The sequence below is a fragment of the Streptococcus sp. Marseille-Q3604 genome (assembly GCF_916619785.1).
GTDB lineage: Bacteria > Bacillota > Bacilli > Lactobacillales > Streptococcaceae > Streptococcus.
In genome coordinates this window covers 771,836-783,326 of record NZ_CAKAKM010000001.1, presented here as the reverse complement: position 1 = coordinate 783,326, position 11,491 = coordinate 771,836, and the positions used below count along the sequence as shown (strand labels likewise).

General features: G+C 42.9%; 6 protein-coding genes. All 6 read left to right on the top strand.

Annotated features, from left to right (window positions below; translation table 11 throughout):
• The first annotated feature begins 110 nt into the window (after positions 1 to 110).
• The 6 genes from LG375_RS03315 to asp2 all read left to right on the top strand — a co-directional run bounded on the left by LG375_RS03315 (position 111) and on the right by asp2 (position 11,491).
• Positions 111 to 1,319: an exonuclease SbcCD subunit D gene (locus LG375_RS03315; protein WP_225745284.1), complete on the top strand. Its 1,209-nt coding sequence runs from the start codon at positions 111 to 113 to the stop codon at positions 1,317 to 1,319.
• Entirely contained in the window at positions 1,316 to 4,495 is a 3,180-nt protein-coding gene (locus tag LG375_RS03310) for an AAA family ATPase (protein WP_225745283.1), read from the top strand. Before LG375_RS03315 ends, LG375_RS03310 begins: the two co-directional genes overlap by 4 nt.
• A gap of 384 nt (positions 4,496 to 4,879) precedes the next feature.
• Positions 4,880 to 6,973 (top strand): glycosyltransferase, encoded by a 2,094-nt coding sequence (locus tag LG375_RS03305; protein ID WP_225745282.1) that lies wholly within the window; start codon positions 4,880 to 4,882, stop codon positions 6,971 to 6,973.
• A gap of 94 nt (positions 6,974 to 7,067) precedes the next feature.
• Positions 7,068 to 8,294: an accessory Sec system protein translocase subunit SecY2 gene (gene secY2, locus LG375_RS03300; protein ID WP_225745281.1), complete on the top strand. Its 1,227-nt coding sequence runs from the start codon at positions 7,068 to 7,070 to the stop codon at positions 8,292 to 8,294.
• Positions 8,295 to 8,394: 100 nt separating this feature from the next.
• Positions 8,395 to 9,966 (top strand): accessory Sec system protein Asp1, encoded by a 1,572-nt coding sequence (gene asp1 / locus LG375_RS03295; protein ID WP_225745280.1) that lies wholly within the window; start codon positions 8,395 to 8,397, stop codon positions 9,964 to 9,966.
• Positions 9,953 to 11,491 carry an accessory Sec system protein Asp2 gene (asp2, locus tag LG375_RS03290; protein WP_211180669.1) on the top strand — a complete coding sequence of 513 codons (1,539 nt, stop codon included), beginning with the start codon at positions 9,953 to 9,955 and terminating at the stop codon, positions 11,489 to 11,491. The genes asp1 and asp2 overlap by 14 nt, the downstream gene beginning before the upstream one ends.

Below are 11,491 nucleotides of genomic sequence, written 5' to 3'. Positions count from 1 at the left end.
TTGGTCTGCGGATAAAATTTATGGAATCTCCCAAGGTTTGTGAATCTTTTAAGCAGTATTTAGCTTGATAAGGTACAATAGAGTAAGACAAAACGAATGAGGAGACTGTCATGAAGTTTTTACATACGTCAGATTGGCATGTGGGGCGAACCCTCAATGGCTGGTCTTTGTTGGAGGAGCAGGAGTGGGCCTTTCAACAGATTGTGGATTTGGCTATTAGCGAAAAAGTGGATGGGGTTATCATTGCGGGAGACCTCTATGACCGTGCGGTGCCGCCTGTGGATGCGATTAAGCTATTTAATAAGACCTTGGCCCGCTTGGTGTTGGAGGAGCAGATTCCTGTCTATGCTATCAGTGGCAACCACGATGGTGCTGAACGTTTGCATTTTGGACGAGACTTTTTTCAACATCAGGGTCTTCATTTAAGTACACGTTTGAAGGAAGCTTTTGAGCCTATTGAGTTGGAGGCTTGCCAGATTTTCCTCCTTCCCTTTATCGACCCTATTGATGCCCGTATTTACTATAAAGACGATGAGAATAAGGAAATTCAGGGGATTGGTGATGCCTTGGCCTATATTCTTGAGGATATGGAAAAAGCTTTTGATCCCGACAAGGCCCATATTTTGGTGACGCATTTTGCGGTTTCTAAGAAGGATGATAGCGATGGTCAAAGTCTACGGGAATTGATGTTGTCTGAAACCAGCAATACGGTAGGTGGTCTTACCAATGTGACCAGTGACCTTTTCAAGGCTTTCGATTATGTGGCCTTGGGGCATATCCATACGCGCTTTGCCAGTCCGACTCAGCGCGTGCAATATTCAGGCAGTCCGGTCGCCTTTAACGTCAAAGAAGCCAAGCGTAAGGAAGAAAAAGGCGTTTATATTCTTGAATTGGATGCAACTGGAGACTTGTCCCAGACCTTCCATCCTCTAGAAGTCAAACGACCGATTTTGGCCTTGCAGGCGTCTTTTGAAACCTTGATGTCACCTGAATTTTATAAGGAGGAGCCTTGTCAAAAGGCTTGGTTTGCCTTTGATATTCAATTGTCCAGTCGTAAGGAATTAGAGGGCATCAATGTGCGTGCCCGTCTGGAAGAGATTTATGGGACAGACATTGTAGAAATCACTTTTAGTCGTTTGGGTGATGTCAGGGAAGAAAGCTTGACTGTAGATCAGCACTTAAAAGATTTGGAAATGCAGTCGCCTCAGGAAATTGTCTCTGATTTTTACCAGACAGTGACTGGGGGCGATGTCTTGTCTGAGAGACAAACTGCCCTTGTGGAAAGTATTTTTGAGGAGATTGGAAGGAGTGGACAATGAGACCAGTTCAGTTAGAATTGACCAATTTTGGACCTTATCGTAAGGAAGTCATCAATTTCACCCAGTTTGACCACGCTCCCCTCTTTTTGATTGGTGGGGACACGGGGGCTGGTAAGAGTACCCTCTTTGATGCTATGACGGTTGCCTTGTTTGCCACAACCAGTGGCGACCGCAATGTTGAGGAGATGCGGTCAACCTTTGCTGGTCCAGAGGATGATTTGACCAAGGTAACCTTTTATTTCCAACAAGGCAAGCATCTTTATCGCATTGAGCGAGTGCTCCAGCAGGAGAGAGCCAAGCGAGGTGGGGGTACGACCATGCAAAAAGCGACGGCTTCTCTAGTCATTGTGGATAAAATTGGTGGTCAGGAGATTGAAAAGCTTGGGGATAAGATCAAGGAAGTGAGTGACCAGATTGAGCAGATTTTGGGGCTCAATGCTGAGCAGTTCAAACAGATTATTCTCCTTCCGCAAAATGATTTCAGCCGTTTCTTGAAAGAAGATTCCAAGACCAAGACTCAAATTTTAAAGAAAATCTTTGGAACGGGTATTTTTGACCGTTTTCAAAAGAGCTTGGAAGAGCGCCTTCGTCAGAGCAATAAGGATATGGATAAGCGCCAAGCTCAGCTAGATGGCCATTTTGCCAGTCAGGTGTGGTCTGAGGAGGAATTAGCAGTCTTGGGGCAAACACCGGCCTCTGAAAAATTGGCACGTCTTGAAGAACTTCTGTCTCAGCGTCAAGAAAGTCTTACGGAGCAAAAAAGCATCTTGAAGGATGCCCATGAGGATTTGGTTAAACTGCAGAAGAGCTTGCAAACTGCCCAAGATTTGGCAAAGATTTTCCAAGAATTGAAGCAAGCCAAGGAGCGTTACCGTCTGGAAATTGAGGAAGGTGCTCAGGAACAGGCAGAGGCAAAAGCGCATCTGGAGGAATTGCAGTTCGCTCAAGGTCTACAAGAAACTATTAGTAGCCTCAAACAATATCAGAAACAGTTGTTGCAATTAGAGCAGGATCTTGAAATCGCTCAGGAAGAATTGAGTGAAAAGCAGCAGGCTTTTGAGGGAGTTAAGGCTCAAAAAGAGGCACTCGCAGCTCAATCTAAGGACTCTCTTCAAAAAGAAGAGGAGCTTGAAACTTGGAAAGAGGATATTATCTATGCTCAGAGTCTTGTCCGAGAGCAGGAGAAAATCAAACGTTCACGTACTAACTACAAGCAGTTGGAAGAAACCTATCAACAGGCGTCGAAAAAGATTGAGACGCTTAACAAGTCCTTGTCAGATTTGGAGGCCAATCGCCTAAGTTTAGATAGCCTGCATGAGGCTGAAAAACTCCTTCAGTCTGTGGGGTACAGTGTGGATAATCAACTGGCTCAGGACCTGAAAGAAATAGAGGACTTGAAGCAGGAGTTGGCCAAGACGGAAAAACGTCAACAAGGGTTATCTTTGGATATTGACCAAGCTCAAGAAAGTCTCAAGGAATTGAAAGACCAGTTAGCAACCACTTTAGCTTCACGTCGTCAACTCATGATTGCCCAGTTGCAGGCAGAATTAGAGGATGGACAGCCATGTATGGTTTGTGGTTCCATTGACCATCCTAAGGTCTATGGGACAAAGGCGAATGAAGCAGCCTTGAAGGATCTCATGAATCAGGTGGAGGAACTTCAAGCTCAAAAAGAAAGGCAAGTGGCTACCTTGTCAAATCGTCAGGCTACCTTGAGCGAGGTTGAATCTAAACGTCAAGATTTGCTTGACCAAGTAGCTAAAGTCAAGTTAACTCTTGAAAAACACTATCTAGAACTCCAAGAGCAAGTTAAGGGACAATTTGATTTTGATTTTGCTGAGGACTATGAAGCAGACTGTGGACAAACCTTACTCCGAAAGGTTGAACAGTATTATCAAGAGATACAAAAACGCTTTGATAAGGAAGAGGTAGATCGTCTCCATTATCAAGATGAGTTAGCCAAGGCTCAGGAAAAATCGATAGATTTGGCTAAAGCCTATCAAGAAGCTAAGGCGGCGCTTGACCAAGCCAAGGAACGTCTTAAGGAGTTACAAGAAGCTCATCAAGAGCTTGAATCTGTTGAGGTTTATCAAGAACGTATTTCCCTAGCAAAGCAGGAGTTGGACCTCTACAATAAGCAAGTCAAGGAAAATAGTGAAGCCTACAACCAACTTCATGCCGACATTCAAGGAATCAGAGGTCAACTTGAGAGCTTAACCAAGTCTAAAGAAAATGCTAGCCAAGAAACTAAACGTTTATCGGCTGAACTAGACCAAAGTCTTATGGCTGAAGGCGCCCTCACCAATGACCTAGAGCAAATCCAGCTTTGGCTGCTTGAGGTGAACAAGCAAGCTATTCCTAAGCTTCAGGCTCAATTGACAAGCTACCAAACTCTTAAACAAGAGTTGAAGGCGCAGATTGTCAAGGGTCAAGAGCTTATCAAAAACCAAGAAAAGCCGGACCTTGGCAATCTAACACAAGCAGTAGAGGCTAGTCAGGAGAGCTATGATAAGCAACTGGCTCAGGTTTCTGTCATGGAGCAGGGGCTTAAGGATGCGACGGCTACCTACCAAGCGGCCAAAACCCTTCAAGACAGTAATCAAGAGGCCTTTAAAGCTCACCAAGAACTCAGCGATCTGGTTAAGGTGGTTAAGGGAGAAAATACAGCACTAACTGGACGACTCAATCTTGAAGTCTATGTTATCCGTCAGTATTTCCAACAAATCTTGGACTATGCCAATGCTAACTACATCGGTCTCTTAACAGATAACCGCTATTCCTTTGTTCTGAGTGAAGAAGGGCGTAGGGCGCGTGATCACTTTGGTTTGGACATCAACGTCTATGACCAGCTGACAGGTAGCGAGCGTTCCGTCAAATCCTTGTCTGGAGGAGAAACCTTTATCGCTGCACTGGCTATTGCCCTATCCCTCTCAGAGGTGGTGCAAAATACTAGCAAAGGTGCTGTTGTTGAAGCTCTCTTCATTGACGAAGGGTTTGGCTCACTGGATAAGGAAGCCCTGACCAAAGCCATCGCTGTTCTGGAACAAATCGGTGAAAACCGCATGGTCGGTGTCATCAGTCACGTGGACGACATGAAAGAAGGCATCGCCCAACAATTAGCTATCATCAAGTCGCATGATGGCAGTAGCCGTATTAAGATTGTGGATAAAGGGTAAGAGAAGTCAAGGGGTTAAGAACTCTCGTCAAAACGTTTTAATTATTCTAAGAGATAGTTTCTCATCGGAGCTATCTCTTTTTCTATCCGCTTATTTCCATCTTCCTAACTATCAGTTTTTTTTGAAAATAAAAGGAAATTTATTTGAAAAAAATCCCTCATAAAAAAGTTAATCTATTAGAAAATTAAGTGATACTATGTTATAATTTAATATGGTTAAGTCTCGATAAAATCAAGGAAAAAGTGTATAGAATGTGTTTACGATCTTTATATCTTGTGACCGTAAAATACTTGTCAGATTCTTAGACTGTTCCTTGCTATCTTATGAAAGTTTGAGACAGGAAAATAAAAAAATGTATTAGCTAGAAAAAATAAGAAATAAAAAATGACAGAAAAAATTTCCGTAATTATTCCCGTTTACAATGTAGAAAATCAACTCCAGACATGTTTAGACAGTGTTTTGGGTCAGACCTATCAAAATCTTGAAATTATTCTCATCAATTATGGCTCAATAGATAATAGTGATGCCATTTGCCGTAGTTATGCTGCTAGGGATTCTCGTATCCTCTATTTTAAAAAAGATAATGGAGGGCTTTCAGATGCTCGCCATATTGGTATTCGTCAGGCTAAGGGAGCTTACGTCACCTACGTGGATGCTGAGGATTGGGTAGAGTCTACTTATCTGGAGGAACTTTATAAGACTCTGCAGGCCCACAAGGCGGATATCGCAGTGGCCAATTACAGTGTCTATAAGGAATCGGAAGATCTCTTTTATTTTTATATCAAAGATGAAGATTATTATGAGCAGGTTTATTCACCGGCTCAGATTATTGATGGTCTCTTTGAAGAAACCAATAACATTAACATCGCTCTGATTTCTGCGACAGGCAAACTCTACAAACGTTCTTTGTTTAATGACTTGCTTTTTCCAAAAGAGCATGCAGGGGAGGATGGCTTTTTCAACCTTAAAGCCTATCTCATGAGTGAGCGTACGGTTTATCTCAACAAGGGACTTTATGTATATCGTGAGAGTCCAGAGATGCCATCAGCGACTTGGATGCAAGACTGGATGATGACCTTGGTTTATGCCATGGAAGAACGCTTGGCTATTGTTGCTAGTCATGGTTTCCCTCTGGAAAAATACATGGTCACCTACCGTCAGATGCTAGAGGCTTGCTTGAAAAATGTGGAGGAGCAAGGTCTCACGGATTCTGATGCCTACCGCTCCATTCAGGAGAAATTCCAGGTCTTGAGTTTAGCTCCTCAACGTTATGAGACTAAAAAGCGTGCTATTGTTCTTGCAGCTAACTATACTTATGTTGACCAAGTGCTTACGACCATCAAATCCATCGTTTTCCATCATCGCAACATTCGTTTTTACTTGATTAACGATGATTTCTCTCAAGAGTGGTTTAGAGGACTAAACCGTCATCTGGCTGCCTTTGGTAGTGAAGTGATTAACTGTCGTGTGGATAGTAGTCATATCAAGCAATACAAGACTAATAGCAACTATGCAAGCTATCTTCGCTATTTTGTGGCGGACTTTGTGTCTGAGGAACAGGCCCTTTATTTGGATAGTGACATGGTGGTTACAGGTTCTCTAGAGGACCTCTTTACCCTTGATTTGCAAGGTCGACCTTTGGCTGCCGTGCGTGATTATGCTATTCAGGTTCAGGATCGCCAAGCGATGTTTGATGCAGGATTCATGGTGATTGATACGGCTTATTGGAAGCAGTACAACATGAGACGTCACTTTATTGACATGACTAGCGAATGGCATGATAAGGTCCCATTTGCGGAGCAGTCCATTCTAAACATGGTCTTCCGTAACAACTGGTTGCCCTTGTCTTTTGACAACAACTATGCGGTTACCAAGTCTAGTTTAGCTGGTTTCCATCTGCCAAATGGTCAAGACTATCCTAAGGTTGTGCATTATGCCTCACACCGTAAGCCTTGGTTACCATTGGCTTGCCAAGCTTATCGCGAGGTCTGGTGGTTCTATGCTCAAATGGATTGGTCAGAGGTTGCTGAAAATGCCACTTTATTGCCACTTTCAGAGAACATGATTTATCCTAAGGGTCGTCCGTTTACTTGTTTGGTTTACACCAACATTTCAGAAATTCCACATTTGACGGACCTTATCTCGGCTCTTCCTAAGGTACAGTTTAAAATTGCCTCTCGACAGCATGTGGCAGATAAACTGGCCCAATTGATTACCTATCCAAATGTGACGGTTTACTCAGCCATTGCGGGCTTAAATGGGCTAGATTTGGAATTGTTGCGTACCAGTGACTTGCTTCTAGATATCAATCCAGGAAGAAAAGTAGTGGAAATTCTTGATGCCTTTAGGTTTGAAAACAAACCGATTTTAGGGTTCGAGGACCTTAAGTCAACCAAGCATAACCAACAAACCTACTCAAGAGATCGTTGGAAAGAGATGGCTGAGACCATTCGCCAAATGCGTAAGAAGAGCCTGTAATCCTTTGCTTGGATAAGTAGGCTGAACTGGCGTCTCTGTCTCGTTTCAATCGAAATAACATCATCCTGTCTATGGGCAGGAAATAGGAGTAATAGTGAAAAAAATTAGTCAATCGATAATCACCAAACGTGTCTTATGGACCCTCTTTTTCCTCTTTATTTATTGTTTGGGAAATCAATTGGTTCTACCGTTTGTGGATTTGAAAAATGCAAATATCTTTGGGGGAGCCATAGGTTCCTTGGCTTTCTCTAGTGCCATGATGGGGGGAAACCTCAGGTCCATGTCTCTATTTTCAGTGGGCTTGTCGCCCTGGATGTCGGCCATGATTCTCTGGCAGATGTTTTCTTTCTCTAAGAAAATGGGCTTGAAAAATCTCCCCATTGAGATTCAGGACCGTAGACGCATGTATTTGGCCCTGGGGATTGCCATTGTTCAATCTTTGGCAGTATCCTTGAATTTACCTATCGTTTCAGGGGTTAATGCTAGTCTCGCTATTTTCATGAATACCATTTTATTGATTGCAGGGACCTTTTTCTTGGTTTGGCTATCAGATCTCAACTCCCTCTTTGGGATTGGGGGCTCCATTGTCATCTTGATGGCAAGTATGATGGCCAATCTGCCTTATCAAATCATGGATAGTATTGAAAAATTAGGTATTGGTTGGAATGTCTTGCTTCCTCTGCTTCTGTTCAGTTTGATTTTCCTCTATGTTTCAGGGGTTGTGCAGAGGGCTAGATACCGTATCTCAATCAATAAAATCAATATTCATAACCGCTTCAAACAGTATTCTTACTTGGATATTATGTTGAATCCAGCCGGAGGGATGCCTTTCATGTATGCCATGTCCCTAGTCAGCATTCCACAGTACGTCTTTATGCTGATTCAATTTATCCATCCTGAAAACAAGTGGACCAGTGGTGCCATCAAGGCCTTGACGGTCGGTCAACCTCTTTGGTTGGTTGTTTATCTGGTTATGCTCTTCGTTCTAGGATTAGCCTTTGCCTTTGTTAATGTCTCTGGTGAGCAAATCTCTGAGCGTATGCGCAAGTCAGGTGAGTACATCTACGGCGTTTATCCAGGCCAAGAAACCAGTGCTTATATCAACCATTTGGTGCTTAGACTTGGTTTCATCGGTGCCCTTTACATGCTCTTTATGGCAGGTGCTCCGATGCTGATTATCTTGGTCAATCCAGATTACCTGCAATTGAGTATGATTCCTGGGACGTTCTTGATTTTTAGCGGTATGATTTACAACGTTAACGAGGAAATGAAAGCCTTGAAGCTTAACACTTCCTACACCCCACTTTTTGAAAATGTATAATATCTCACCCCTCGTGGGGTTGAGAGGCAGGCTGGTGATGCGTGATCGGTCTGCCCCTCAATCTCAAGTATTGTGATGAAAAGACAATGAAGGAGAACTCATGTATTATTTTATTCCAGCTTGGTATGGACAGACGGACGAATTTTGGAAGACGGCCATTGATCCTTGGTACCGTATCCGTCAAAAAATTGAATTTGATGACAGCTTGCACCAAGTTCGTATTTTTCAGGATGAGGATTTAGCGCCTCAGCTTTTGCTTTTGGCCTATCAACCGCATTTGCGTTATTTCCTGCATCGTCATGATGTCTTGGAAGTTGGCTATACGGCTATTTTTGACTTGATTCAGGGTATCACTAATGAAGATATGAAAAACCTTCAGGTGACAGACCTGGAATGGCCAGAAGGGTCTACCTTTGTTCACACACCGTTTGCTATCGTGGTGCAATGCCAACACAAGCGTTATGCCGAGATTGAGTTCGGTTCAGAAGGTTTTATTGGCATGATTCGCTACTATAAGGATGAGCAAATCATTCGTGAAGACATCTATGATGACCGCGGCTTTATTTCAAGTAGTCTTTATTATGAAGACGGACAACCAAGCTATCGAAACTACCTCAATGCCAAGGGAGTTTGGCAGCTTTGTCATTTCTTTGATGGTCGTGGGATTGTAGCCAACCCTCGAACAGAAGGTCGTTTTAATAAGAGTTACTACGGTGACCTTTCAGAAGTTATCTGGGAATTTTTGACTAAATTCTTGGAGGAAAAGGTAGAAGCAGAGGACCGTTTTGTTATCGCCTCAGATTTGCGTCATAACAAACACCTCTTCAACCACTTGCCAGCAGACAACACAAAGATTTTGACTTGGTTCGCAGAACGTAATCAGGACGATAGTATTGACAGCTATGCAGGCTTTTTGCCACAAGTAGACTTGTTGATTGCTGACCGTTACGATTACTTGGAGCAACTTCAAGTTGCCTATCCAGAAGAGGCTAAGAAACTCAAACACATGGCTTCCTTCGATACCCGTTTGGCTTTGGGAACCAGTCAACGTGTCAAAGAATCTAAGATCTTTTATCAGGTTGACTTTGACCAATTGGATTTAGAGGCGATTTATCAGGTCTTGGCTTTTGTGGCTAAGTATCCAAAGACACAGGTTGAGTTTGGGGCTTTTAATGCCAATCCAGAGCAACTTGGTAGCCTGCAAAATCAAGTGGAAAGAATGATTGAAGAACGATTGAGTCCAGAAGTCTTTGAAGAGGTTGTCGAAAGTAGTGGTGCAGAAAATAAATTGGAAGAAAATAATGAAATCGTCAGCCGATTTTCTTTCCAAGACCTGCGTGACGAGACTGCCCTTATCAAGGCCCTTCAGTTTACACGACTCATTGTCGACTTGAGCAAGGAGCCTAATCGTTATACACAAATTGCAGGGATTAGTGCTGGTATTCCACAGATTAACCGTGTGGCGTCTGAGTATGTGACCCACCAAGAAAATGGTTATATCTTGAAGCACTTGTCCGATTTTGAAAAAGGGGCTTACTACTATTTGGGACAGTTGAACAACTGGAACCGTTCCCTTATATACTCAATTGAGAAAATTAAGGAAAACACAGGAGACCGTTTGGTCCAAAAATGGGAAAATTGGTTGAAGGAGGAGCAGAATGACCAAGGATAATCGCCTGAAAATACTACAAGTTGGACCATCCAACTGGTCAGAAATTCAGGAAATTCCTGAAAATATGAAATGGTATTATTGCAATCTTGGTCAGCTTGAGACCTTGCAAGAAACCATCGAAGAAGACGAAATCAAGACTTTCACAGCTGTCATTGTGGACAGTCTTGCTGGTCTTGAGGAATTGATGGCTATTAGAGAGCATTTGATTCCTCACACTATTTTCTTTGATCAAACGATTGAAGTGACCGATGAGATTCTAGCTCAGTTCATCAAGGAAATGTGCGCTGTCCCAACTGATTTTTCAAATCAAGGACAGTTGCTCTTTACCCTTTCAAAAGCGCTCTTTTCAGGGCAGTACGGGGATAAGATGTTTCCTTTCACGACCCAGGTTAACCCCAATTTTACTGGCCAAGTGACCTACCATGGTCATGAAAATGTCATTTTAAAAGGTGATTATGGTCAAGATTTTAGTCCAGTCTTGGACTGGACCTATAATGTCAGAGCCAGCAAGGAAAATCCTATCGAGCTTTGGTTGGAATTTGAAAAAGAGGAGACTTGCGAGTGTCGTTTGATTCTCAATCTTTTGCCAGAAGGTTCGGTCGCAGGTATTTTTAAGACCTATATCGTTTCAGAAGAAGAAATGCGCAAGGGGGCCATTGTTCTTGATGAGGACATGACCTTCCTCTTGGCTGCTAGTCTTGAAATGAAGGGCAAAGGTCAGATTACAATTGGTGGTCTTCACCAACGTTTGACCCGTTTCCAATTCGGTAAATTTGTACTTGGTGGTGGTATTCTCCACGACAGCAAACGTCAGGAAATCAACTATTTCTTTTATCCTGGGGATTTCAAGCCACCTTTGTCTGTTTACTTCTCAGGTTTCCGTCCTGCCGAAGGTTTCGAAGGTTTCGGAATGATGAAAGGGATGGGAACCCCATTCTTGCTCTTTTCAGACCCTCGTCTCCAAGGGGGAGCCTTCTACATGGGAACTGAAGAGCTTGAAAATAGTATCAAGGACACCATCCAACATTACTTGGACTATCTAGGTTTTGACAATAGTCAACTCATTCTCTCTGGAATGTCCATGGGAACCTTCCCATCTATGTACTATGGTGCGGACTTTGAACCTCATGCCATCATCATGTCTAAACCCCTAGCCAATGTTGGAACTATCGGTAATCGTGCTAGACTTTTGGCACCAGAGGTTTTCCCGACAGGAATTGATGTCTTGCATTTGCAGACAGGACGCTTGGATAATGAGGGTGTTGAGGCCCTTAATCAGAAGTTCTGGAATAAGTTTGAAAAAGCAGATTTTTCAAACACGACCTTTGGTCTTTCTTACATGAAAGACGAGGATATGGATCCAACGGCCTATGAGGATATTACCAAGTCCCTCTATTATTCAGGGGCTAAGATTCTCAGTAAGGGAACGTCAGGTCGACACAACGATGATTCATATACGGCGACAACTTGGTTTGTCAATTTTTACCGTATGATTTTAGAAAATGATTTTGGAAGGAAGGAGTAA

Bases quoted from the DNA above. Each gene is read 5' to 3' on its own strand.
- asp2 (WP_211180669.1), top strand. From the start codon at position 9,953: ATGACCAAGGATAATCGCCTGAAAATACTACAAGTTGGACCATCCAAC.
- LG375_RS03315 (WP_225745284.1), top strand. From the start codon at position 111: ATGAAGTTTTTACATACGTCAGATTGGCATGTGGGGCGAACCCTCAAT.
- LG375_RS03310 (WP_225745283.1), top strand. From the start codon at position 1,316: ATGAGACCAGTTCAGTTAGAATTGACCAATTTTGGACCTTATCGTAAG.
- LG375_RS03305 (WP_225745282.1), top strand. From the start codon at position 4,880: ATGACAGAAAAAATTTCCGTAATTATTCCCGTTTACAATGTAGAAAAT.
- asp1 (WP_225745280.1), top strand. From the start codon at position 8,395: ATGTATTATTTTATTCCAGCTTGGTATGGACAGACGGACGAATTTTGG.